20 protein-coding genes are annotated in these 24,621 nt (G+C 41.2%); 7 read left to right on the plus strand and 13 right to left on the minus strand.

All coding sequences use genetic code 11. The features are described from left to right. The first annotated feature begins 49 nt into the window (after window positions 1-49). The 3 genes from trkA to FPL27_RS09550 all read left to right on the plus strand — a co-directional run bounded on the left by trkA (window position 50) and on the right by FPL27_RS09550 (window position 3,723). A complete protein-coding gene (gene trkA / locus FPL27_RS09540; RefSeq protein ID WP_143960880.1) occupies window positions 50-1,390 on the plus strand; it encodes a Trk system potassium transporter TrkA in 1,341 nt (446 codons plus the stop codon). A 3-nt stretch (window positions 1,391-1,393) separates the two neighbouring features. After that, window positions 1,394-2,845 carry a TrkH family potassium uptake protein gene (locus tag FPL27_RS09545; RefSeq protein WP_143960881.1) on the plus strand — a complete coding sequence of 484 codons (1,452 nt, stop codon included), beginning with the start codon at window positions 1,394-1,396 and terminating at the stop codon, window positions 2,843-2,845. Between the two features lie 74 nt (window positions 2,846-2,919). Next, window positions 2,920-3,723 (plus strand): PhzF family phenazine biosynthesis protein, encoded by an 804-nt coding sequence (locus tag FPL27_RS09550; protein WP_143960882.1) that lies wholly within the window; start codon window positions 2,920-2,922, stop codon window positions 3,721-3,723. On the opposite strand, the gene FPL27_RS09555 is transcribed toward FPL27_RS09550, so the two are convergent. The 4 genes from FPL27_RS09555 to FPL27_RS09570 form a co-directional block, all read right to left on the minus strand. Further along, a complete protein-coding gene (locus FPL27_RS09555) occupies window positions 3,720-5,612 on the minus strand; it encodes an ATP-binding protein (RefSeq protein ID WP_143960883.1) in 1,893 nt (630 codons plus the stop codon). The genes FPL27_RS09550 and FPL27_RS09555 overlap by 4 nt on opposite strands. A 116-nt stretch (window positions 5,613-5,728) precedes the next feature. Beyond that, on the minus strand, window positions 5,729-8,182 hold the full coding sequence (locus FPL27_RS09560; protein WP_143960884.1) for a ligase-associated DNA damage response DEXH box helicase: 2,454 nt from the start codon (window positions 8,180-8,182) through the stop codon (window positions 5,729-5,731). After that, on the minus strand, window positions 8,163-9,764 hold the full coding sequence (locus FPL27_RS09565) for an ATP-dependent DNA ligase (RefSeq protein WP_143960885.1): 1,602 nt from the start codon (window positions 9,762-9,764) through the stop codon (window positions 8,163-8,165). The genes FPL27_RS09560 and FPL27_RS09565 overlap by 20 nt, the downstream gene beginning before the upstream one ends. A gap of 1 nt (window position 9,765) precedes the next feature. Continuing rightward, the gene (locus FPL27_RS09570) at window positions 9,766-10,020 is read right to left on the minus strand and encodes a DUF7218 family protein (protein WP_143960886.1); all 255 of its coding nucleotides are present in this window, start codon (window positions 10,018-10,020) and stop codon (window positions 9,766-9,768) included. A 252-nt stretch (window positions 10,021-10,272) separates the two neighbouring features. Between FPL27_RS09570 and FPL27_RS09575 the strand changes: the two genes are divergently transcribed. The 3 genes from FPL27_RS09575 to FPL27_RS09585 all read left to right on the plus strand — a co-directional run bounded on the left by FPL27_RS09575 (window position 10,273) and on the right by FPL27_RS09585 (window position 13,901). Continuing rightward, a complete protein-coding gene (locus tag FPL27_RS09575) occupies window positions 10,273-10,734 on the plus strand; it encodes a hypothetical protein (RefSeq protein WP_143960887.1) in 462 nt (153 codons plus the stop codon). Window positions 10,735-10,989: 255 nt separating this feature from the next. After that, complete coding sequence (locus FPL27_RS09580) at window positions 10,990-12,237, plus strand: S8 family peptidase (protein WP_143960888.1); 1,248 nt, start codon at window positions 10,990-10,992, stop codon at window positions 12,235-12,237. 434 nt (window positions 12,238-12,671) lie between these two features. Next, window positions 12,672-13,901 carry a S8 family peptidase gene (locus FPL27_RS09585; protein ID WP_143960889.1) on the plus strand — a complete coding sequence of 410 codons (1,230 nt, stop codon included), beginning with the start codon at window positions 12,672-12,674 and terminating at the stop codon, window positions 13,899-13,901. 242 nt (window positions 13,902-14,143) lie between these two features. On the opposite strand, the gene FPL27_RS09590 is transcribed toward FPL27_RS09585, so the two are convergent. From FPL27_RS09590 to FPL27_RS09605, 4 genes are all read right to left on the minus strand, one after another. Next, window positions 14,144-14,371, minus strand: a complete 228-nt coding sequence (locus tag FPL27_RS09590) for a DUF3820 family protein (protein ID WP_143960890.1) — start codon at window positions 14,369-14,371, stop codon at window positions 14,144-14,146. 339 nt (window positions 14,372-14,710) lie between these two features. Then, window positions 14,711-16,129, minus strand: a complete 1,419-nt coding sequence (locus FPL27_RS09595) for a Glu/Leu/Phe/Val family dehydrogenase (RefSeq protein WP_143960891.1) — start codon at window positions 16,127-16,129, stop codon at window positions 14,711-14,713. A gap of 118 nt (window positions 16,130-16,247) precedes the next feature. Further along, window positions 16,248-16,679 (minus strand): hypothetical protein, encoded by a 432-nt coding sequence (locus FPL27_RS09600; RefSeq protein WP_143960892.1) that lies wholly within the window; start codon window positions 16,677-16,679, stop codon window positions 16,248-16,250. Between the two features lie 60 nt (window positions 16,680-16,739). After that, a complete protein-coding gene (locus tag FPL27_RS09605; protein WP_143960893.1) occupies window positions 16,740-17,852 on the minus strand; it encodes an AI-2E family transporter in 1,113 nt (370 codons plus the stop codon). 101 nt (window positions 17,853-17,953) lie between these two features. Here FPL27_RS09605 and FPL27_RS09610 point away from each other — a divergent pair, with 101 nt between their 5' ends. Next, window positions 17,954-19,201, plus strand: coding sequence for a porin (locus FPL27_RS09610; protein ID WP_143960894.1), 1,248 nt, complete (start codon window positions 17,954-17,956; stop codon window positions 19,199-19,201). Between the two features lie 38 nt (window positions 19,202-19,239). On the opposite strand, the gene argH is transcribed toward FPL27_RS09610, so the two are convergent. From argH to FPL27_RS09635, 5 genes are read right to left on the minus strand one after another with little or no spacing between them, the layout of a single operon-like run. Continuing rightward, a complete protein-coding gene (argH, locus tag FPL27_RS09615; protein ID WP_143960895.1) occupies window positions 19,240-20,574 on the minus strand; it encodes an argininosuccinate lyase in 1,335 nt (444 codons plus the stop codon). Between the two features lie 9 nt (window positions 20,575-20,583). Then, on the minus strand, window positions 20,584-21,669 hold the full coding sequence (locus tag FPL27_RS09620; RefSeq protein WP_143960896.1) for a M20 family metallo-hydrolase: 1,086 nt from the start codon (window positions 21,667-21,669) through the stop codon (window positions 20,584-20,586). A 2-nt stretch (window positions 21,670-21,671) separates the two neighbouring features. Next, window positions 21,672-22,463, minus strand: a complete 792-nt coding sequence (argB, locus tag FPL27_RS09625) for an acetylglutamate kinase (protein ID WP_143962125.1) — start codon at window positions 22,461-22,463, stop codon at window positions 21,672-21,674. A 15-nt stretch (window positions 22,464-22,478) separates the two neighbouring features. Next, window positions 22,479-23,450, minus strand: a complete 972-nt coding sequence (locus FPL27_RS09630; RefSeq protein ID WP_143960897.1) for a Rossmann-fold NAD(P)-binding domain-containing protein — start codon at window positions 23,448-23,450, stop codon at window positions 22,479-22,481. 15 nt (window positions 23,451-23,465) lie between these two features. Continuing rightward, window positions 23,466-24,614 (minus strand): aspartate aminotransferase family protein, encoded by a 1,149-nt coding sequence (locus FPL27_RS09635; RefSeq protein WP_143960898.1) that lies wholly within the window; start codon window positions 24,612-24,614, stop codon window positions 23,466-23,468. Between the last annotated feature and the right edge of the window lie 7 nt (window positions 24,615-24,621).

The following is a 24,621-nucleotide window of genomic DNA, read 5'->3' on the forward strand; positions in this document are numbered from 1 at the left end:
AATGTACGTAAATTTGCCACCTGCCTAAAAAAACGTAACGTTTCAGGATATGAATATAGTCATCGCAGGGGCTGGGGATATGGGTTACCACCTAGCTGAGCATTTGAGTTATGAAAATAAGGATATCATCCTAATTGATACCGAGAAGGATATTCTGGAAAACATTTCGAGTAGACTTGATGTGTTGACTGTTTGGGGGGATTCGGCCTCTCTAGATATTTTGAAAAAGGCCAATGTTGGACAAGCCAGTTTGGTGTTGGCGGTGACCACTTCGGAGAAGACCAACATAGTGACGGCTATGCTGGCCAAGCAACTGGGGGCCAAAAAAGTGATCGCAAGGGTTCGAAACCATGATTACCTAGAGCCTGAAAACCAGAGTTACTTCCATAATTTGGGCATAGATTCCATCATTTCGCCTTCCATGCTTTGCAGCGTGGAGATCTCAAGGATGATGAAAAACTCCACTTTTTCCGACGTTTTTGAATTTGAAGGAGGCAAACTGAATGTAGTGGGCATCACTTTGGACCGCAACAGTCCACTGATAAATAAAAAGCTTTCCGATTCCAGCACCAACCCGATTTTTGAGGACATCCGAATTATTGCCATTATCCGCGACCAACTTACAATTATTCCACGTGGGGATACCGTGATCAGAAGCAATGATCACGTGTTTTTTATCAGTAATAAAAAGGCTGTAGATTCTATCAAGGAGCTGATTAATCACAAGGAAGTTCCCATCCGCAACCTCATGATGATCGGGGGGGATGATTTGGCTTACAGCACAGCCCTGAGAATGGAAAACAATTACAGGCTTACCCTGATCCATAAGGATAAAGAGCGCTGTAAGTGGCTAAGCGAAAGACTTTCGGAGACATTGGTGATTCATGGGGATTATAAAAATGTTGATTTGCTGATGGATGAGGGGTTGGAGGAAATGGACGGTTTTTTAGCCCTGACAGAAAGCTCGGAAACCAATATCATCACCAGTCTAAGCGCCAAAAACCACGGAGTCTACAAAACTATTGCGCATGTGGACACAAGAGAATATATCCATATTTCGCACAGTATCGGGGTGGATTCTCTTATCAACAAAAAGCTAGTGGCGGCCAACCAAGTGAGCAGGTATTTGAGAAAAGGAAAAGTGGAAGCGGTGACAGGCATCTATGGAGTGGATGCTGAATTTGTGCAATACGTGGTTACGAAAAACAATAGATTAACTAAAAAACCTATCCGCGAGCTGCATTTCCCCAATACCGCCATCGTGGCTGGGGTGATTAGAGGGGAGAGGGTCTTCATTCCGGATGGGGATTTCAGGCTGGAGCTGAATGACAAGGCGATAGTTTTTGCCTTGCCGGCAGCCCAACCTATCTTAGAAAAGCTTTTCAATTAAGTTATGATTCATTACACCGCGATTGGAAAAGTAATGGGTGGGCTATTGATGCTATTGGCTATTTTGATGGTGCCCAGCATACTTTTTTCCCTGTATTATGGAAGTCGAGATCTTCTACCACTTGTACATGCAGGGTTGATATCAGGAGGTTTTGGAGCCTTGCTTTTTTTTAGTTTTAAGCGTCAGGATAACCTGATTAGAAAACGTGAAGGATACCTTATAGTAGCCATGAGTTGGGTTTTTATGTCAATTTTCGGGATGTTGCCCTATCTTTTCAGCGGTACAATTTCTTATTTGCCGGATGCGATTTTTGAAACGGTATCAGGTCTGACCACCACCGGGGCTACGATATTGGAAGATATCGAAAGTATGCCGGTAGGAATTCTTACCTGGAGAAGCATGACCCAATGGATTGGTGGTTTGGGTATTATCGTTTTGACGGTGGCCATTTTTCCTTTACTTGGAATAGGTGGAATTGAATTGTTTGTGGCTGAATCACCTGGCCCTACTTCTGACAAACTTCACCCCAGAATCAGGGAAACGGCCAAAAGACTTTGGTTTGTGTATGTAGGTCTGACTGTCTTGGTAATGATATTATATAGAATTGGTGGAATGGACCTTTTCGATGCAGTAAACCATGGCTTGACCACAATGGCAACTGGTGGCTTTTCTACCAAAAATGCCAGTATGGCCCATTTTGATAGTTCTTTTATTCATTATGTGGCCATTATATTTATGTTTGTGGCCGGAACAAATTTTATATTGATTTATCTGGGCTTGAAAGGTAATTTTCGAAGGGTCTGGGCCAGTGATGAGTTTAGGGCATATTTCGCAACCGTTTTGTTTTTGATAATAGCCCTTACGGGTCCGATTTTCTTTTTATCAGGAACTACATTTGAACAAGCGTTCCGTGATACTTCCTTTCAGATTATTTCTTTGATCACGACCACTGGTTACGTCACGGCCGATTATACGGCTTATTCTGATGAGATGGTGATTATCTTCTTCATGCTACTTTTCTCAGGTGCAAGTGCTGGCTCGACGAGTGGGGGTATTAAATTTATCCGTCACCTTACCTTTGTTAAAAACAGTTTTCTGGAGTTTAAACGGATGGTTCACCCAAGAGCTGTTGTTCCCTTGAAAATCAATGGGGAAAGAGTAACAGGCAGGGTCATTACTCATATCATGAATTTCCTGTTAATTTATTTGGCTATTTTTGTAATTGGAAGTATGGTGATGTCTTTTGCTGGTTATGATATGTTGACCTCTTTTGGGGCTGTAGCTACTAGTTTGGGAAATGTGGGTCCAGCGGTTTCGCTGGTGGGTCCATTGGATAACTTTGCCTTCTTTTCTCCATTTGCCAAAATATTCCTGTGTTTCCTGATGCTTCTGGGAAGGTTGGAGCTCTTTACTATTTTGGTATTGTTTTCTCCTTACTTTTGGCGGGCCAATTGATGGAATTGGTTTTTAAATTTGATGATGAGCAGGGTTTTGCTTATTTTGAGAATTAAACCGGAAAGAGCCTTTTTATGATCTTAAACTATCAAGTGATTGCTGTTTTTACTGACAGATCCCTAAATTATACTGGAAATCCCGCCGCATGTTTTTATTATAAAAGCCCCCTTACTGATGAGCAGATGCAGCAAATCAGCACTAAAGTTCGTCAACCTGCATCTACATTTCTGTGGCCTGCAGAGGAGGAAGGACATTTCAATGTCAGATGGTTTGCCGTAGATGATGAAATAAACCTATGTGGGCATGGAGCTGCCGCTGCTGCTATTTTTCTGGGCAAAAAATTTGATACCCACGAACCTTTCACCCTACACCACAGGAAAGGCAGTGTTCGGGTGCAGTGGCAGGAAAATGACACGTTTATTATAGAATTAGAGGCCATCCACCTAATTAAAGAAATTGAGGTGCCGGCAGCTATTGAAGAGGGGTTGGGGATCCCAATCATGGCCATGTATGAAACCGATGGGAAGCATATCATTTTAGTGGAAAATGAAAAGATAATAAAGAAGATGAATCCAGATTTTGCCAAATTGAGGGGTTCTGACATCTATAGTTATGCCATCACTGCTCCAGGTAAGAATTCACATTTTGTAAGTAGAACTCTGGTGCCACATTATCATCAACTTGAAGATCATGCCACCGGATCATCCCATGCTGCATTGGTGCCCTTTTGGTCTAAAAAATTGATGAGTGATGATATGACTGCCTTGCAGCTGAGTGACAGGGGAGGGAGATTCGTATGTAGATTTAGAGAAGATAGAAATAAGGTTTATCTCGAAGGGAAGTATCAGATAATTGAGACCTGTACAGTAGAGATTTAAGCTTTTGGAAGAGTAAAATAAAACGTGGTGCCTTCTCCCTGAACACTGTTTAGGGAAATGGTGCCATTATTTTTTTCAATCAGTTCTTTGGAAAGCAGTAAACCCAAACCGCTGCCTTTTTCTTTTTTGGTACCTACGGTTGTATAGAAGTTTGTTCCAAAAATCTGGTCTATATTTTCCGCAGCGATGCCGACTCCAGAATCCGAAATCAGGATCTTCCAGCTATTGCCCAAATCTTCTGCCTCAACATTTATTTCCCCTCCTTCAGGCGTAAACTTTAGCGCATTAGTTAAAAGATTCCGCATGACAATGTCAATCATTCCGCGGTCCGCTTTGACTAAGACACTTTCATCAATCAGGTTATTAAGACTGATGTGCTTTTTCTGGGCAATTTGATTCAGGTGGTCGGAGTTTTCGTCGAAAATGTTTTTTATTTTGATTTTTTGCCTCAAAGGTCTCATCCCTTTCATTTGAGACCTGGACCACATGAGTAGGTTTTCAAGAAGGATGCTATTGTTACCCACGTTTTGACTTATCAATGGAAGTATTTCCCGGAACTCCTGTTCTGTCAAGCTTTCCTCCTCGATAAGCTGGATTAATCCCCGAAGACTATTCAATGGCCCCCTAAGGTCATGAGCCAAAATTGAAAATAGTTTGTCTTTTACTGCATTTAGGTTTTTCAACTCTTCGGCCTGTGTGGCAATTTCCTGCTTTTGGGCGTTGAGTTTAGCCAGGTTGAGTCTTTCCTGCTGATAAGAGCGGTAATAGATGAAAATCATACATCCGGAAAGGAACAATAGAAACAACAGTCCAATGTTGATTAGTCTCTTTTTGCTTGCTTGCTCTTCCTGGATTTTCCTGTCTAACTCTAGGGATTTTATAGCAGCTTCCTGCCTTCTGATCTTAAGGTTGGTCAGGTAGGTGTTGGTCCTTTCGTCTAGCAACTGATCTTTACCATTAATATAGGCCTGCTGATATTCAAAAGCTTTTTCAAACTCCTTATATGAAGAATAAACTTCTGCCATTCTGTGGTAAACAGAAAGTATGGCTTCCAATGATGGGGTTTCTTCATGGATTTCCAAAGCTTTGTGAGCGTATTCCAATGCCTCTCTGATATTTCCTGACTGGTAGTTCCATTCAGCAAATCGCTTATAAGCAGTCAGTTCTCCACGTGGATAGATATCTTTTACATGCTTATAATAAACCTCATAATCCTGATAGGCTTTATCAAAATCCTTTAATTTTAAATAAAAGTCGCCCCGAGATAAAATGGAGGTTAGGTAATTCCGGTCAATATGGCTGCCGCGTATTTCCAATGATTTGTCAATGGCCTGGATAGCATCTATGTATTTTTCCATTCCTCTATAGACCGCACTTAGGCCGATATAGGTGTAGCCCAAACCTTCCTGATGGTTTATGGACTTAAAAATAGCCTCAGCATCTTTGTAATAATCTAGGGCTTCTCTAGAATGACCCTGATAATTCAGAATCTGGGCAATGTTGTTTAATGCGTACCCTTCTTCTTTTTTGTTTCCTATTTCCTTGGAAAGCACAAGGGCATGCTCATAATACTCTAAGGCTCTTTCCTGTAGGTCTAGATTTCGAAATACTACTCCAATTCTATTATAGTTTTGAACAAGGTAATTCGCTTCGTTCAATACTAAACTTAACTGTATGGCTTCCTTGTAGAATTTTTGCGAACTGTCAGAGTTATGAATCAGCCAAGCAAATTCAGTGAGTAACTTGAGTTTGGTATGGTCATCTTTTTCCTCTTGAAGTTGGACATACAATTTCTGCGGATCAGTATCAGGGATCTGTGCAAAAGTCAAAGTAGTAATCAGCCAGAGAAGCAGAATAAACGCGGGCTTCAAAGAAATGAATTTTGTCAATGTAAAAATGCTTTTGCAGTTATTTGGTATGTGATTGATAATCTTAGGTTTATTTGTGTCTGTCTAAACCTAACGCAATTTATTACTTTGGGCATATTCTGCAAAATATTTTTGCTTTATTTTATTAGTTGCGCCTGAATTTTTGCAATCCGATCCTCTAGTGTTTCCGATGTAAGGGTCGCTCGTAGTCTATCTACCATTATGGGAAAAGCGAATGGCGTAAAACGACGGGTATGGACAAGTTTGATTTTTTGTTGGTTGATGCGGTCAATTGCCTTGAGTAACCGATCTTTTTCCATCTGCATGGAAAGGGCTTCGTCTTTAGCCTGCTGAAGCAACAGGTTGTCAGCATCATATTCTGCAAAAACGCCGTAAATGATTCCCGAAGTTGCCTGTAGGTGCCTGTTGGTGATAGGTTTGCCAGGATATCCCTGAAAAATCAATCCTGCAATGGAGGCAATATCGCGAAATTTTCTTTTTGCCATCTCGCTTTCGTTGATGCTGGCAAAAATGTCTTCAAAAAGGTTTTTGGTGCTGAAAAGGTCTTCTGCCAAGGCATCCTCGAGGGGGATATCACTGTCAGAAAGCAGTTCAAAACCGTAATCATTCATGGCAATGCTAAAACTGATGGGATAGCTAACACTGATTCGATAGGCTACCAAGGCGCCGAGAACCTCATGTACAAACCGACCTTCAAAAGGGTATATGAAGACGTGTGAACCTTCCTTGGAAACAGCCTTTTCTATCAGTAAGGTGCCTCTGTCGGGCACGATGGATAATTCCTGTTGAAGTTCCAAAATGGGCTGGATGGTTTGAATTTCTATTGATTTCCTTTTGCCAGAAATGGCATTTTCCAGTTCTTCCCTAAGCATCTCTGACATTTGGGAGGAAAGCGGCAACCGTCCTCCCATCCAACGGGGGATGATGTTGGTCTTTTTCTTGGAACGCCGGACCAGCACGCTCATTTCTTTTAATTGTACAAATTCTAGACTTTTACCTGCAAAGAAAAACACATCACCCTTATTCAACTTGGCTATGAAGCTTTCCTCAACTACCCCTAGATACCCACCGGTCATATACTTCACTTTCAGCATTGGATCGCTTACAATTGTACCCATGGAAAGTCTGTGGCGCATGGCGATTTTGCGACTGTTTACCTTATAGAGACCGTTCTCCATGACTTCTACTTTCGAAAACTCCTCATAGCTGCCAAGAGATTTTCCGCCTTGTGTTACAAATTGTAAGGCCCAGTCGTAAGCCTCTTGGGTTAAGTTTCTGAAAGCATAGGTGGCCGTGAGTATTTTGTATAAGTCTTCTTTGACGAACCCATCACCGACAGCAATGGTCACCAAAAACTGGCAGAGTACATCATAACTTAATTCGTGCGGATATTGTACTTCAAATTTTTGCTCTGCGATAGCACGCCTCAATGCGCTGCCTTCAATCAGTTCAAGGGAATGCGTAGGAACGAAAAAAATCTTGCTTGGAAGTCCTGGTTGATGGCCAGCGCGACCTGCCCGTTGAGCAAATCTGGAAACCCCTTTCGGTCCGCCTACCTGAATAACCGTATCCACAGGCCTGAAATCCACTCCCAGGTCAAGGCTTGAGGTGCAGATAACTAGTTTAAGTTTTCCTTCATGAAGGGCTTGCTCCACCCAAGACCGCACTTCATTGTCCAGTGAACCGTGGTGCATGGCGACTAAGCCGGCCATTTCTGGGTATTTGTCCATAAGTTTCTGATACCAGATTTCCGTTTGCGAGCGGGTGTTGGTAAAAAGTAGGGTAGTATTGCTTTCTTCAATAATGGGTATGATTTTATCAATCAGCTTTACACCCAGATGCCCTGCCCAAGGGTACTTTTCAACTTCATCGGGCAAGATGGACTCAACAATGATTTCTTTCTCGATATCTGCTTTAATTATGAATGGCGTGTAATCCCCAGGACCCATGAGCGTGGTGTAGGCCTGCTCCATATTACCTATTGTCGCGGAGATGCCCCAAGTTTTGATAGGGGTCGGAATGATGTGGCGAAGATAGCTCAGCGCAAGTTGAATCTGAACTCCGCGCTTGTTGGCCATCAACTCGTGCCATTCATCGATAATGATGGTTTTGAGGTTTTTGAATAACAGATAGTTGTCTTTTTGGGCGAAAAGCAAATGCAAGCTCTCGGGCGTTGTTATTAGACATTCGGGCATTTTCTTTTTTTGGGCCTGCCTTTCTTTAGGACTTGTGTCACCATTACGGATGCTGACTGTCCAAGGAAGGCCTATTTCTTCACAGAGGGTTGACATTGCTTTTTGTATATCCTTTGCCAGAGCGCGCAAGGGAGTCACCCAAATTATTCTCAAGCCGTTTTTTTGTTGGTTTTGCCAAGTATTTGGATTTTCCCTCATGTATTCCAAAAGAGTGGGAATCCATAAGGAATATGTTTTTCCGCTTCCGGTAGGGGCATTCAGAATCCCGCTTTTTCCTGCTAAATAAGCCTCCCAGGTATCATGTTGAAATTGGAATGGTTTCCAGCCTTTCTGCGCAAACCAGCGTTCAATAATGTCAAGCGGTTTTTCCTCCATATAAGTTTAATAGCTCCTTTAAATCTGTTAGAGTATTCGCTTCCTCTGGGTTTTTGTCTTTTCTCCATCGGGCAATCCGGGGGAATCTCAGGGCAATCCCTGATTTGTGCCTGCTGCTTTCTTGGATGCCCTCAAAAGCTATCTCAAAAACCAACTCGGGTTTAACTGTCCTCACCGGCCCAAATCTTTCCTTGGTGTTTCTTTTAATAAAATTGTCAATTTGCCTGAGTTCCGCGTCAGTCAAGCCTGAGTAAGCTTTGGCAAAAGGCACCAGTTGTCCATCCTGCCAAACTGCCAACGTGTAATCTGAATAAAGGTCGGCCCGTTTACCACTGCCTTTTTGTGCGTAGAGCAGTACTCCGTCGATGCTGAGTGGCTCAATTTTCCATTTCCACCAATCTCCCCGTTTTCTACCAACCCCGTAAGCGGAGTCCAATCGCTTTAACATAAGTCCTTCAGCCATCATAGCTCGACTATCCTCACGGATGTTTGCCAATTCTTGCCAAGAGTTACCTTCCACCACTTTGCTTAGTTCAAACTTTTCATGCGGATAAGTTGATTTTAGATCTTCCAAAAGCTTTCTTCTTTCCAGAAGGGGCCTGTCTCTGATATCTAGCCCTTTCCATTCCAAAATATCGTAGGAGATAAATGAAATGGGGGCCTCATTCAATATTTTTTTGGTGAGATTTTTCCTGCCAATCCGAGTCTGCAATACACCAAAGGAAAGCGGAAAACCGTCCTGGAAAGGGATGATTTCTCCATCCAACACGGTTCCCCCCGGCAGTTGTTGGCCAAGCTCCAGAAGTTCGGGGAATTTTTCAGTAACTAATTCCTCACCTCTAGACCAGATGTAAACTTCGCCTTTCCTGTTGATCAATTGCCCGCGGATGCCGTCCCATTTCCATTCGGCCAGATATTGAGAAAAATCATCCAGATTTTCTTCAGGTTCCTCTACGGGATGGGCTAGGTAAAACGGGTAGGGACGAGATAGGTTATCTTCCTGATTTTCCTCGATCAACAATTTATCAAAACTGGTCTTGTCCGGATCCCAGTTGCCCATGATGCGGTGAGCCACCTCGGTTTTTTCCATTTCATACACTTCTGCCACAGCTCTGGTGACAAGGTTTTGGCTCACTCCAACTCGGAAACTTCCTGTAATCAATTTGGTGAAGACAAATCTTTCCTGCTTATCTAAGACGTTCCAAGCCCAGGTAATTTTGCTTTTTTTATCTTCATCCTCTAGTCCTTCCATTTGCTGCAGATAATTAATCCAGAAATGCAGCGGCTTGTCCTCTTTGCCACCGCTATGAGGAAGGAGCAGGCTGATGGTTTCTGCCAAATCTCCCACGACATGATAGGATTCCTGGAAAAGCCACTCCGGAATCTGGGCAATCTCCTGGCACCAAAGTTTCAACCTTGTAGTGGTTACCTGTCTTTTTGGTCTTTTATGGGTAAACAGCGCCAACGACCAAAGCTTGTCCTTGTCTCCAGCCTGAGAAAAGTAACTATGGAGAGCTTCAAGTTTGTCTGAAGTTTTGTTTGTCTGGTCTAGCGCCGCAAACAGTGAGGCGAAAAGTTTCATCTCAATGGTTTCTTAAAGCCTCGATGAGTTCTTTTTTACTCATTTTTGACCTATTCTCTATACCAACCTCCTTAGCCTTGCTGTATAGTACTTCCTTAGTCCACTCTTCATATTTGGGAGATTTTCCTCCTTTCTTTCCTGTTGTAGAGCTATCGGAATTAGCAATTCGGGCTGATTTTTCCTTGGATAAACCCTGGTCCCGCAAGGCTTCATATTGCTCCTCGTTTTTTACGCTTGGTCTTTTATCTTTGGCCATATTTCGAAAATTTGGATGATGAAATAAAATATATGAAATTGGATATACACAAAAAATAACTCGGAAAGGAATAAAACGTTTACAAATTAGATTTTAAGATCAACCAAAATGATGGCAGTAGGCATTTCCCCTTTGATTTAAGAGTAGGAAGGCCGAAGACTGGGGACCCAAACATCGGCCAATGTAGATACCGACCAAGAATCTTTCTGGATTTAACATTTGCGGATATAAATTTTAGATTTAATTTCCTTTATGAAAAGATTCCCAATTGCCCTCGCTCTAATTTTAATTTTTCTTTTTGCCTGCAACTCTCAAGAGGATGAACTATACACCGGCCGTGAACTCCAATACCAGCTTTTCTCTAGTAGTGAATACGATTATTTCGGTGTAGCTAGTGTAAGGGAATTGATTAGAGGAGGCATTGAGATTGAAATTCAGCTGGAGGGCGAAAGTAGTAATGATGTGTATTATTATCCAGCCCACTTGCATTTTGGTGAAGCTACCGAACAAAGCACTGATATGGCTTTTATGCTTAATCCTGTAGATGCCCGAGTATTGCTGAGTATCACAACTTTTCGGTATTTGGTAGATGGAACAGAAATGAATTTCGAAAGATTTTCAGAATTTAACGGGCATATCAAAATTCATTTGGCCGAGGATGGGCCAGAATATCAGGTGATTTTGGCCTTGGGGAATGTGGGTAGTAATGCATAAAAACCATAATTAAGTAATAATGATTTTTAATAAGCTTAGTTCATTATTTATTTCTTAAAAACTCTTATTTAAAGCAATAATAAATAACCCTCCTTCTATTTTATTTTTCAAAAACTGGTCTGGTCATTGCCTTAAACACAGTAAATCCGTAAAATGTTATAATTCATTTATTGTTTAGTATTATAGAGTAAATTTTTACTCAATAATTCATTTTTCGGATAATTACATTTTATAACCCTTATTAAATAATTGATTATGTTTAAGCCAGTTTACCGTTTCATTGGAAAGCCTTTGACGCTTTCAGCTTTTTGTCTGGCCATAATGGCCTCAGGTTGTCAGGACAGTCTTGACGAGCAAAGTATTAACCCCGATAATATGGAAGTAGATGAGGAATTCGTCGGCTATCTTAACGGTGACGTGATACCAGGACAATACATTGTTATTTTGAATGAGCAGGGGATTACTTTTAGAAAAGACGGTACCTACGCTGAAATTCAGGAAGCTATGAAAAAAGGGGCAACCGACCTATTGGTGTCCCATAAAATCGGAGGCGAAAACCTCAAAGAGGTCTTTGGTGCTTCAGTGGAAGGTTTTTCCGTTCGCATGAGTGAGGAAGAATATGATAGGGTAAGCCAAGATCCTAGAGTTAAATATATAGAAGAGGACAGAATGATGGCGGTATCGCGTCCAAGAAGGCGTTCCAACCGATGGGATAATAGTGCCCCTTCCAATACTCAGGAGGTTTCTTACGGTGTGGCAAGAGTGGGAGGACATACTAGGTATACTGGCGACAATGTGGCCTATATATTAGATTCGGGAATTGATTTAGAGCATGAAGATTTGAATGTAAATGCATCAAGAGGTTTTAATGCATTTACAAGTGGGAGTGATGGGGAAAGTCTGACTGATGAAAATGGTCATGGTACTCACGTGGCAGGAATTATAGGCGCCCTTGATAATTCTGTAGGCGTGGTCGGAGTTGCTGCAGGCGCACCAGTTGTTCCCATCAAAGTGCTAGACGCCAATGGAAGTGGACCATACTCAGGCGTAATTGCTGGAATTGATTTCGTCGCCGCTAATGGTAATGCCGGGGATGTGGCCAATTTGAGCCTTGGAGGCCCGGGTTCCAATGCCATGGATGATGCAGTGATTGCTGCAGCCAATAAAGGGATTTACTTTGTCTTGGCTGCTGGAAACAATAATAATGATGCAGAAAACTACAGCCCGGGAAGGGTAAATGGACAGAATATCTACACCATTTCCGCTATGGACTCCAGAGATAGATTTGCATCGTTTTCCAACTATGGTAATCCTCCAATCGATTATTGTGCTCCTGGTGTGGGAGTAAATTCAACATGGTTAAACAATGAATATAGAGTCTTGAGCGGAACATCAATGGCTGCACCTCACGTGGCAGGCATCAGATTGTTGGGAGAGATTAACAGTAATGGACGGGTAAGAAACGATCCTGATGGAAACAGAGATGTTATAGCTGTAAAATAAAGTTTTTCAAATTTTTTAATGGAAGTCACCCTGCAAAGGGTGACTTTTTTTTTGGATAATCACTTCAAGTGAAATGCTGTACGGTTAAATGGTTGGAAATAAATGTGTTGTGGGGTGTGGCCTAAGTAATATTTTATGAAACTAACCTTTATAAAAATAATTTTGCGTAAAAATATGGAAAACTTTCCTAAAAAATTTTAAAAAAGTTAAAATCATAATTATTCGTATTCATAAGGGGTAATTATTTAAAAATAATTTTGATTACGTTTATTGAGTTATCAAAATAACAATAATATATTTTGTTTTTTGAATAATGGTAAATTGGTGGTGTTTTTGTCTGGTTTGGTTTTTGCCAACTAATTTTTCATAATTACAAACCGATACAGAATATTGTATCACTAAACTTATTTTAACACCCTTAATTAACTAAATGTATGTTTAAACCAGTTTACAAATTTATTGGAAAGCCATTCGCGCTTTCAGCTTTTTGTCTCGCGCTAGTAATGTCGGGATGTCAAGACAACATTGATGAGAAAAACCAATTAGAAGTGGATGATCTTATCGCTTTTTCAGATAGCGACCTGATTCCGGGTCAATATATTGTAGTTCTAAATGAAAGCGGGATTTCTTTTAGAAAAGATGGAAGCTATGAGGAAGTTCAGGCCGGTATGAGAAAAGATGCCTCCAACCTTTTAGCTAAGTACCGCATCAGCGGTGAAAATTTACGTGAGGTTTACGGTTCATCCATTGACGGTTTTGCTGCAATGTTGACTGAAGCTGAATTCGATCAATTGAAGTCTGATCCGAACGTAAAGTATATTGAGCAGGATAGATTTGTTGCTCTGGCTCCACCTCCAGGTAGAGGAAACGGTGGCGGCGGAGGTGGATCCACCGGCCAAACTGTTCCTTATGGTATTACAAGAGTTGGAGGCCACGTAAATTATACGGGTAACAATGTAGCTTATGTATTGGATACGGGCATTGAATTGGATCATGAGGATTTGAATGTTGATGCATCCAAAGGATTCAACGCATTTACTAGCGGCCGTGATGGTAATTCCCTAACAGACGGTAATGGGCATGGTACTCACGTAGCAGGCACTATTGCTGCAATTGACAACAATTTAGGTGTGGTAGGGGTAGCTGCTGGAGCTCCCGTAGTGCCTATTAAGGTATTAGATTCAAGAGGTTCTGGTTCATATTCCGGTGTTATCGCAGGTGTAAACTTTGTAGGAGCCAACGGTAAAGCTGGAGACGTAGCTAACATGAGTTTGGGTGGTCCAATCTCTCAAGCATTGGATGATGCAGTCTTGGCTGCCTCGAATAAGGGGATTTGGTTTGTTTTGGCTGCTGGAAATGAAAGTAGAGATGCTAACCTTTCAAGCCCTGCCAGAGTAAATGGCAATTATATCTACACTATTTCTGCTATGGATTCCAACGACAGGTTTGCATCATTCTCCAATTGGGGTAATCCACCTGTTGACTGGTGTGCTCCAGGTGTAGGCATCAATTCTACTTGGATCAGCAACAGTTATAGAGCGATCAGCGGTACTTCCATGGCTGCACCTCACGTAGCTGGTATTAGACTACTTGGAAGTGTGAAGCAAGACGGAAATGTTCAGAATGATCCTGATGGCAATCCAGACAAAATTGCTGTGAGGTAATCTAATATCCTAACTAACCATTGAGGCTGTTTTCTTTAAAAAGGGAACAGCCTCTTTTATTTTTAAGATAGGGCAGTAAAGACCATTAGACCAAATAATATATTTCAAATACAAAAAAAAGTCAATTGAATAAAAAAAAGTGTGTTATATGTTTGTTTCTTAAGTTTTATTAACGTACATTTATATCACTAAGCAAATAACTTTTTCATATGTCACTAGCAGCGTGAATGGCCCAAGGTCATTCACATTTTTTTTGTGTACTTTTCTCGAAGGGGGACTAGGAGGTATTCTAGTCCGTTCAATTTGATTTCATACATGGTGCTGAGCCACATGCCGAGTTTTCCCTCAGGGAATCCTTCTCTTTTCATCCAAACCAGATAGTGTTCAGGGATGTCGCAAATTATAAATCCTTTATATTTTCCAAATGGCATCCGTTTGGTCACTACCTCTTTTAATACTTCGTTTTCCATCACGCTAAGGTAAATCTATTTGCTTACTTTGTAAATATCGGTGATTTATGGGAGAAGAGTTTATTTAGATTAATCCTAAATTTTCTAAGAAAAGAACAATGGGATGTAGAGGTCGTTTAATAGTTATAACCAAAAACTAAATACCATGAAACCATTAAAGAAAGAGTCTGCAATCAACGAATGTCCCATCTGTCATGCTTCTGCAGTGGAGCCATGCAAAAATCCGGAGAAAAAAGCTTCCAGGGAATGCCCCAGAGTAAAATAGGCATTTTCAAGACATTTGAAAAAGTAAGAAACAGGTAACCGCAAAATAGGAAAGCTATTTTGCGGTTTTTTCATTTATGGGAAAATACCCAGATCCATATATGAGATGGCAATTCTCTCTAGGGCAAGCACGAAGCCCGCGGTTCTTAGGCTTTTGATGTTCTTTTTCTTACGGATTTCGTTCATATTGTGGTAAGCCTTGACCATGGTTTCTTCCAGTCCGGATTCTACTAGGTCTTTCTCTGAGGCTCCCTTTATGATAAGTTCTTTTTGCTTCTCAGAAAATTTCTGGCCCGTATTTTCTTCCATCATATCAAGCAAATCTTGAAACTTTTGCTTTTCATATCTTTTCTGAAGTTTGCCAAATGAAACCCTAGACAAGTTTTTCAGCCACTCAAAATACGAGACCGTTACACCACCAGCATTGATATATAAATCCGGGATTATCAGCACATTTTTTTTCAAAAGTATTTCTTCAGCTTCTTGAGTAACAGGACCGTTGGCTGCTTCAGCAATAATTTTAGCTTTCACATCCTTGGCATTGTTCGAAGTGATTTGGTTTTCTAGTGCGGCTGGTACGAGAATGTCGCATTCATAGGTGAGTAGTTCAGTGGAGTTTTCTATAAACTTACCTTTATTATAATCCTTAAAGCCATCGTTATCCATTTTGTATTTGTTAATCTTCTGGATGTCGATGCCTTTTTCATCGTATATTCCTCCATTGTATTCTGCAATCCCGATTACCTTAGCGCCAGCTTGCTCCAAGTACATGGCGGTATGATAACCTACGTTACCTAAACCTTGCACAATTACAGTTTTTCCTTTAAGTCCGGTTTTTAGGCCGAGAGTTTCCATGTCCTCTTCTACGCTTACCGCCTCTCTTAGACCGAAAAATACCCCACGGCCAGTGGCCTCGTTTCTTCCGGGAATCCCATGAAGGGAGAGTGGTTTACCAGTTACACACCCTTTGGCATTGATAGAGTCTGGATGGAATGCCATATAAGTATCTGTGATCCATCCCATTTCTCTGGCCCCAGTTCCATAATCAGGGGCTGGGACATCAAGGGCTGGTCCTATAAAATTCTTTTTGATGAGTTCGGAAGTGTATCTTCGGGTGATCTTTTCCAATTGGGAAACGGTGTAGTTTCTGGGGTTAATTCTTACACCTCCTTTTCCCCCTCCATATGGTATCTCTACCAGAGCACATTTATAGGTCATCAAAGCAGCTAATCCTTTAATTTCCTCGACATTTACTTCTTCACTATACCTGATACCGCCTTTTACGGGGACTTTGTGGTGGGAATGTTGAACTCGGAAGCCAGTTAGCACTTCTTTGGAGCCATCGTCATTTCGAAGAGGAAAATTGAATTCGTAAATGCTGTTGCACTGTTTAATTTGCTCTATAAGTGCTTTATCTAGGTCCAAATGCTTGGCAGCACTTTCGACAAAATAATTAACTTCATCGAATAAGCTGTAATCATTATTTTCAGACATACAAGATTGGGGTTAGGTTAAAAATAACATTACTTAATTAACTCCAAATCGTGCTTACTGTTATTTTAAATAGAAGGAGCCGGAATCAAATTCCGGCTCTTTCTAGGTTTTTAGCATTTTAATTCAACCAAGCTGACCATGGTATTCTAGAGAGTATCAATAAAAGTCCGATTCCATAAAATATGTAAATGCTTCTGTAACGGTTTCTAGGTATGGAAATCTTCTTTGCTCGGCTATAACCGACAGTAATTAAAATGACCGCGATAAGGCCAACTAATGGGTGCTCTAAAGCATAAAGCCTGGAAGTCGCATCTCCCATAGTGTGACTTCCAAAATTGGAAACACCCAGGGGACTGATAAAATATAAAACCAATCCAGCTAGTAGTTGAATATGGGCAGGGATAAGCCCGAATAGGCCAAATTTCTGGTCTTTAGCTGTAAATTCTCTATTAGACAAAGCTCCAATCATGGCATAAATAAAACTGATGGAAATACCAATGATTACCAAATAAGCCAAGTAGGAGTGTAGGTGTAAAAATCCTGTGTACATCTTAGTAGTGTTGATTAAGGCATAAAAATAAGTGATTTTTTTCAATAACCTTAACCGATGCTATAAAAGACGGTTTTTATCCTTAGGTTCCTCAATATCATTTTTGCTAAACAGGTAGCCAAACGGGTTGAGAACTGGAACATGGCGGCATACAACAGTAACCATACCAAAGATCGGTATGGCTAGCACCATTCCAATTACTCCCCAAACCTCATTGCCAAGGATGACCGATAAAATGATGAAAAACGGATGAACATCCACCTTGTCTCCCAAAATGATGGGCTGGAGTATGTAACTATCGATAAACTGAGTAACTAAAAAGGTGATCGTAATCCCAATTAAAGCACCAGAACCTCCGTCGGTTAGTAATCCTAAACTTAGAGCTATGACGTAGCCGATCATATTGCCAATAAATGGTACAATTGAAAGCATGGCTGCTATCAAACTGATAACCAGAGCATTTTCCAAACCTGAGATCAGCAGTCCTGTAAAATAAAATCCGGTTAAAATAGCCATAAGAAATAGCCTACCCGCTAAATAATGGCGGCTTACTTTTGAGCTTTTGGAAATTATGTTGGAGACTTTAGCCCTTTTCTTGACAGGGAAAAATCTAAGTATAAATTCCTTGAAACGACCTCTAAAATGGATAAATAGAAATACGTATACTGTTGTCAACAAGACATTTGTTAAATAGGTCATGATAGTGGTAACTACCCCCATGGCTTGTTCTGCCGTCTCATCTTCATCGCTTGACTCCTCCTCCTCTTCATCTTCACCCTCTTCTTCCTCGGAGTCGGGAGTCACTTCTTCAATTTGCTCTTCCTCAAGCATGGTATTGTCGGCTAGGTAGGTGCTGAATTCCTCTATTTTGGTGAACATCTGGGTCTTCATTTCCTCCCAGTCATCGACAAAGTCCTTAATTTGCCAAGAGACTAAAGCCACTATGCCGAAAGTTAACATGATTAAAATCAAAGTGCTGCTCAAGGTTGCCCAAACTTTTTTCATGCCCCATCTTTCAAACATATAGGTGACCGGCAACATCAGAAAAGCTAAAATCATGGCAGTGGCCAAGGGGGCCAAAAAAGCCTTAGAATAAACTAGTCCTTGAAACAAAAAGTAAATGCCAACAATAAAAAGGGTGCTATATAAAAGTACTTTTTTTCCTTTTTCCATAGATCGAAAAATGCTTAACAATATGAGTAACTATACAAAATAAGGTTTCTCAACCGAGTTTTATTTAATTTGCATTAATTTTGGGTTTAACGAATTATTGTATGTACAAATACTTTGCGAAACTATTCTGTTGTTTTTTATTTTTCACAAATGTCACCACTGCTTGGGCACAAGTGACAGGGAGAGGAGCTGAATTGGATACCGGTAGGATTATGGAATCCATACCCTTGGCCTTTTCGGAGGTGCCCTATTTCACTTATGGTCAAGGATTGGGGATCATGGCTCCAGATAGTCTTTTCGCCATGAATATTCGTTTTAGGATGCAGAATAGGGCAGGGTTTACCTTTCAAGATGATGAAGCGACACAGATTGAGGCCAGGGTGCGGAGATTGAGGTTAAGATTTGATGGTTTTGTATATAATCCTCGGCTAAGTTATGTTCTCCAACTTTCTTTCACGCGCGGGGATATGGATTGGGAAAATACTGAATTTCCCAACATTGTCAGGGATGCGATGATTTTCTATAGAGTTACCGATAAATTGGTACTTGGATTTGGCCAGACTAAATTGCCGGGAAATAGGCAAAGAGTAAACAGTTCCGGGGATTTGCAATTTGTAGATAGAAGTATTGTCAATGCTACTTTAAACGTTGACCGTGATTTTGGCCTTCAAGCAGCATATACGGATAAACTTATTAATAATTTTCACTACGTTCTCCGTGGGGCAGTCAGTACAGGGGAAGGAAGGAATATTCTCGCCACTGATGGAGGATTGGCATATACTGGGAGGGTGGAAATTTTGCCATTTGGCATGTTTGAACGCTTTGGAGATTATTTTGAAGGGGACCTTATCCGAGAAAAAACACCCAAACTTTCCATAGGAGTAACCTCCAGTCTCAACCGAAATACACTTCGAACCGGTGGTCAAATTGGAACCTTTCTTTATGACAGAAGAGATATGGACACCTATATGACAGACTGGCTCTTGAAATATAGAGGGTTTGCCTTTGCAAGTGAATTACTATACAGAACCTCGCCAAATCCCCTTACTTTCAGTCAAGAAGGGGATAGAAGATATATTTATACTGGTTTGGGACAAAATTATCAGGCCAGCTATATATTTTTCAACAACGTAGAAATTGCAGGGCGATATACTCAACTGGCACCTCGCTCATTGATTGATGAATTAGAACCATTGGTTCAGCATTATACCGTAGGAGTGACAAAATATTTAAAAGGTCATCGGGTGAAAGTCCAAACAGACCTCACCTATGAGGACAGGCAATACACTAATCCATCCAATGACTTTTCCAACTGGCAATTACGCTTCCAAGTGGAATTAGGCATATAAAATAAAAGCCCATCATTTTGATGGGCTTTTATTTTATATCATTTGTTTAACAGACTATCCAGCTGCTTTTCCATTTTTTCAAACTCAAACCTTGCCACGGCTTGGTCCATTTTCTCCTTAATCTCATTTAAGCAAAGGTTCCCAATTGAGCCTTCATGAGTATGTTTTACTTCCGTAGGAGGGCTGTATGTACCATTTTCTATGCTCATTCCGACTTCCTTATAGGCATCACGGAAAGGCTTTCCTTCCAATACCATCCTGTTGACTTCTTCCACACTGAATAAGTGCTGATAGAAATCATTTCTCAAGATATCTGACTTCACCTGGATGTTTTCAAGCATCAACCTGGATATACTGATACAGGATTTCAACTTTTGAAGGTCTGGAAAAATGGTTTCTTTCATCACTTGAAGGTCCCTGTGATAACCCGTGGTCAAATTTGTCAACTGGAGAGCCAAAGTATTTGGACTGGATTGGATTTGGTTGGTTTTTGCTCTTACAAGTTCAAATACATCCGGGTTTTTCTTATGCGGCATGATACTGGAGCCTGTGGTCAGTTCATCAGGAAACTTGATAAAGCCGAAATGTTGGTTCATGAAGGTAATGGAATCCGATGCTAGTCTATTTAATGTTCCCGCAATTCCCGCTAAGGCAAAAGCTAAGGTCTTTTCAGTTTTTCCACGGCTGTTTTGGGCATTGATGACGTTATAATGCATCTCTTTGAAACCCAAGAGTTCGGTGGTCATACTTCTGTTCAAAGGGAAAGAAGATCCATACCCTGCCGCAGAACCGAGTGGGTTTCTGTTTACCAAAAGATAAGCAGCATGAAGCAGGTCCAAGTCTTCGGCAAAACTCTCAGCCAAGGCGCCAAACCAAAGCCCAAAGGAGGAAGGCATTGCCAATTGAGTATGGGTATAGCCAGGCATAAGATCAGTTTTATGCTTTTCGGCCAATTTCACCAAAAGGTCAAAGAGGGATTTCACCTCACCAATCAAGGATTTAATTTCCGCTCTGTAATAAAGTTTGAGGTCAACCAAAACCTGGTCATTTCTGGACCTTCCACTGTGTAGTTTTTTGCCAACATCTCCAAAACGCTGTGTCAAAACAAACTCCACCTGACTGTGTACGTCTTCCACGCCCTCGCCTATCGTAAAAGTCCCATCCTGGATTTCCTGATATATATCTCGAAGTCCTTTTTGAAGGGTTTCAAACTCATCTTTGGTTAGCAGACCGATGCTTTCCAGCATTTCAGCATGTGCTAGTGAACCTAACACGTCATAAGGTGCCAATAAAATATCAAACTGCGGGTCATCTCCGATAGTAAAAGTTTCTACTTCCTTGAGGTTACTTTTTTCCTTTTGCCAAAGCTTCATGTCGGTATTCTATTTGGTTGGTCGCATTGCTGCGTAGGTTTCAATTAATTTTATATAAAGCGCAATCCCTTCCTCAATTTCGTATTCGTAAATGAATTCATCTGCGGTATGCGACCTTGCCGAGTCCCCCGGGCCTATTTTTACTGAAGGGTAAGGAATCAATGCTTGGTCGGATAGGGTAGGGCTTCCGTACTTTTGAATGTTGAGAATATTGGCAACTTTGAGAATGTCATGGTCTTCAGCGATTCTGGATGAATTCAGCCTCAAGCTTCTTGGGGTTAGCCTGGCTTGCAGACTTGATTTTAACTCGGTCAAAGCTTCCTCTAAGCTATACGCATCCGTCACCCGTACATCTATGGTATAAATACATTTATCAGGCACCACGTTGTGTTGGCTGCCGGAATTCAGAATAGTGACCGTTGCTTTACTTTCACCGAGGAACTTGGACTCTTTCTCAAATTTGAAGTTTCTTAAAACGTTCAGGTCATATAAAGCCTTATAAATTGCATTTTCCCCTTCATTTCGAGCAGCATGGCCTGCTTTGCCGGTAACTTCTGCATCGATGACCATTAGTCCTTTTTCGGCAACAGCCATTTGAAGCAAAGTTGGTTCTCCGACTATTGCCAATTCGATCTCCGGTAGTTCTTGCAGAATGGAAGCAATTCCATTTTTCCCGCTGATTTCCTCCTCTGCGGTGGCGGCCAAGATTAGATTGAACGGAAGGTAATGGTCGTACAAATGGCTAAAAGCAGCAATCAAGGAAACCAGACAGCCTCCCGCATCATTGGAACCTAGGCCATACATTTTACCATCCTCAAATTTGCAGTTAAATGGATCTTTAGTATAGCCAGCATTTGGCTTTACCGTATCATGATGACTATTCAAGAGTACGCTGGGCTTTTTTGGATCAAAGCTCATGTTCTTAACCCAGATGTTGTTTCCTTTTTGGAAAAAGGGAATATTTTTACTTTGAAAATATCCCGCAATCAAAGAGGCCGTATTCTCCTCCTCCCTGCTCAAAGACGGGGTTTCTATTAGGGATTTTAATAACTCTTTTGCCTCTTGGCTTAAAGTATGTGGATCCTTTTCAGTCAATTTTAATTGGTTTGGGTTTTTAGAAATGTTCCTTTGGATTTTGAATTAATTGCTTGTCGTACATCTTCGGCTTTTCCTAGCCAAACTTGGTTTATTCCCTTGGAAATTGCTTTGAAAGCATTATCCAATTTTGGAATCATACCGGAGTGGATTGTTTTATCCGTTTGGAGGTGCTGATATTCCTCAAAGTTTATTTCAGGAATGTTACTGTCGTCATCATTGATGTCCTTTAATACACCATTTTTATCAAATCCATAAAATAAGGAAACTTCATGATGCTTTGCCAACCCCAAACCCAATTCAGCTGTAATTGTATCAGCATTGGTATTAAGTAACTGACCATTTTTATCGTGGGTGATAGCTGCAACGATTGGTACATAATTATGCGAAAGAATTGTCTCCAACAAAGGAACATTCACCTCAATAATATCTCCAACATAGCCATAATCGATGTCTTTTACAGGTCGCTTTACTGAAGTGATAAGGTTACCATCTGCACCAGTCAATCCAATGGCATTTTCGTCCTGAGCCTGTAGTAAGGCCACAATTTTCTTGTTAACCAATCCGGCATATACCATAGTTACCACATCGAGAGAATTTTCATCAGTTATTCTACGGCCATTTACCATTTTAGGCTCAATGTTCAATTTTTCACTAAGTCTTGAGGCCAGAACTCCACCTCCGTGGACCAATATTTTTGGCCCCTCGATACGTGAAAACTCTTCAATAAATTTTTTAAGCGTTTCAGGGTTGTCGATTACATTCCCTCCAATTTTGACGATATTGATTTGCAGCCTTTCTTCCATCTGCTAAATATTTTTATGTGGGTGACCTGCCTGTGAATTAAGTACTTCGCTGATTACCGCTTGAGCTGCAAAAATTCTGTTGTGAGCCTGTTCCTGCACCAAACTTCTGGCGCTGTCCAATAGCTCATCGGAAAGTTCCAAATTCCTTCTTACCGGAAGGCAGTGCATCACCTTGGCATTGGGGCTGTTTTTAAGCTTTTCTTCATCCAAAAGCCAATCCTCTCCTGCATGGAGAATTTTTCCATAATCATTAAATGCACTCCAGTTTTTTACATAGACAAAATCAGCATCTTTCAAGGCTTTGTCCTGGTTATGGGTAATTGTGGCGCCATTTGTAAATTGCTCATCCAGCTCATAGCCTTCGGGGTGGGTGACGGTAAGGTCATAATCACAGCCAAGTGCCCATTCGCAAAAAGAATTAGCTACGGCATGAGGGATGGCTTTAATGTGAGGAGCCCAAGTTAGGACAACTTTCGGCTTTTTTTCCTGAGTATTTTCCTTGATGGTCACCATGTCGGCCAGACTTTGCAAAGGATGGCGGGTTGCACTTTCCAAACTGATGATTGGTTTCCCAGTGTATTTTAGAAACTGGGTGAAAGTATATTCATTCACATCCTGAGTTTTATTGGTAAGGGAAGGAAAAGCCCGAATAGCTAAAATGTCAAAATATGAACCCAATACAGCTGCAGCATCTTTGATATGTTCAACTGTATTTTTATTCATGATAGCGCCCTCTTTCATTTCCAGGGCCCAACCATCTTTGTCCATATTTAAAACAATAGGCTCCATGCCAAGATTGCTGGCTGCGATCTGTGTGCTTATCCTTGTTCTCAATGAAGGATTGAGAAATATCAATCCTATCCTTTTTCCTCTTCCCAGATGCTTATCCAAAAATGGGTCTTTTTTATACTTTAATGCTAGATTAATAAGACTTTGTGCCTCTGAAAAATTTGTGAATGAGGTGAAGTTTTGCATCGTGTTAACTTTTATTTAATTTACTTGAACTGAAGTTGAGTTTAAGGTATGGGGTAATGCTTCCAAGAATATATCGAGCTCCTCCTGGGTAATGGTCAATGGAGGAAGTATCCTAATGGTATTTTTAGTAGCAGCATTTCCGGTGAAAATATGGTGCTTTTCAATAAGCGCTTTTCGGATTGGTGCGGCCTCAGTTTCCAAGTCCACACCAATCATCAAACCTTTGCCTCTGACTTCCTTGACCCCCTCTATGGATTTAAGTTTTTCCATAAGGTAATTTCCAAGTTCTTCGGCTTTGGAGCAAAGATCTTCCTGATGAAGCACCTCCAAAACTGCCAATCCTGCCACGCATGCCAGATGATTTCCGCCAAAGGTTGTTCCCAGCATGCCGAACTTTGCTTCCATATCAGGATTGATAAGCACTCCACCGATTGGGAAACCATTGCCCATACCTTTGGCTATGGTAATGATGTCTGGCTTCAATCCTTCCACCCACTGATGGGCAAAGAATCTGCCTGTTCGACCATACCCTGATTGTACCTCGTCAAGAATCAATTTCGCCTGATATTGTTGACAAAGCTTTTGTAGGCTAAGTAGAAACTCTGAAGATGGTGTATGGATACCTGCAATGCCTTGAATTCCTTCGATTATAATTCCTGCAACTGCATGATGTTTAAAGACCTGCTCTACCTTCTCCAAGTCCATTTCAAGAATATGTACCTCATGGGAGGCGTTGAAAGGAGCAATGATTTTTGGATTGTCGGTAAGGGCTACAGCGCCGCTGGTCCGCCCGTGAAAACCGCCTTTGAAGGAGATGAAAGCATTTTTTCCTGTTTCAAAGGATGCGAGTTTCAAGGCGTTTTCGTTTGCCTCAGCACCGGAATTGCACAGGAACAGATCGTATTCCTCGTAGTTGGACACTTTTCCCAAAAGCTGGGCTAGTTCATCCTGCTCGGGAATCTGAACTGAATTGGAATAAAAAGCTATTTTATCCAATTGGCTTTTGATTCTATCTGTATAGTGTGGGTGATTGTGGCCGATAGAAATGACTGCATGACCTCCATAGAGATCCATGTACTCTGTGCCGTTGGAGTCCCAAATTTTGCATCCTTCCGCTTTTACGGGAGTGATGTTCATGAGGGGGTAAACTGCGTATGGTTTCATAATTAAA

This window comes from Litoribacter populi, assembly GCF_007483685.1.
Taxonomy (GTDB): Bacteria; Bacteroidota; Bacteroidia; order Cytophagales; family Cyclobacteriaceae; genus Litoribacter; species Litoribacter populi.

Coding starts and splice junctions, on each gene's coding strand:
- trkA (WP_143960880.1), top strand. CDS start 50: ATGAATATAGTCATCGCAGGGGCTGGGGATATGGGTTACCACCTAGCT.
- FPL27_RS09545 (WP_143960881.1), top strand. CDS start 1,394: ATGATTCATTACACCGCGATTGGAAAAGTAATGGGTGGGCTATTGATG.
- FPL27_RS09550 (WP_143960882.1), top strand. CDS start 2,920: ATGATCTTAAACTATCAAGTGATTGCTGTTTTTACTGACAGATCCCTA.
- FPL27_RS09560 (WP_143960884.1), bottom strand. CDS start 8,182: ATGGAGGAAAAACCGCTTGACATTATTGAACGCTGGTTTGCGCAGAAA.
- FPL27_RS09565 (WP_143960885.1), bottom strand. CDS start 9,764: ATGAAACTTTTCGCCTCACTGTTTGCGGCGCTAGACCAGACAAACAAA.
- FPL27_RS09570 (WP_143960886.1), bottom strand. CDS start 10,020: ATGGCCAAAGATAAAAGACCAAGCGTAAAAAACGAGGAGCAATATGAA.
- FPL27_RS09575 (WP_143960887.1), top strand. CDS start 10,273: ATGAAAAGATTCCCAATTGCCCTCGCTCTAATTTTAATTTTTCTTTTT.
- FPL27_RS09580 (WP_143960888.1), top strand. CDS start 10,990: ATGTTTAAGCCAGTTTACCGTTTCATTGGAAAGCCTTTGACGCTTTCA.
- FPL27_RS09585 (WP_143960889.1), top strand. CDS start 12,672: ATGTTTAAACCAGTTTACAAATTTATTGGAAAGCCATTCGCGCTTTCA.
- FPL27_RS09590 (WP_143960890.1), bottom strand. CDS start 14,371: ATGGAAAACGAAGTATTAAAAGAGGTAGTGACCAAACGGATGCCATTT.
- FPL27_RS09595 (WP_143960891.1), bottom strand. CDS start 16,129: ATGTCTGAAAATAATGATTACAGCTTATTCGATGAAGTTAATTATTTT.
- FPL27_RS09600 (WP_143960892.1), bottom strand. CDS start 16,679: ATGTACACAGGATTTTTACACCTACACTCCTACTTGGCTTATTTGGTA.
- FPL27_RS09605 (WP_143960893.1), bottom strand. CDS start 17,852: ATGGAAAAAGGAAAAAAAGTACTTTTATATAGCACCCTTTTTATTGTT.
- FPL27_RS09610 (WP_143960894.1), top strand. CDS start 17,954: ATGTACAAATACTTTGCGAAACTATTCTGTTGTTTTTTATTTTTCACA.
- argH (WP_143960895.1), bottom strand. CDS start 20,574: ATGAAGCTTTGGCAAAAGGAAAAAAGTAACCTCAAGGAAGTAGAAACT.
- FPL27_RS09630 (WP_143960897.1), bottom strand. CDS start 23,450: ATGCAAAACTTCACCTCATTCACAAATTTTTCAGAGGCACAAAGTCTT.
- FPL27_RS09635 (WP_143960898.1), bottom strand. CDS start 24,614: ATGAAACCATACGCAGTTTACCCCCTCATGAACATCACTCCCGTAAAA.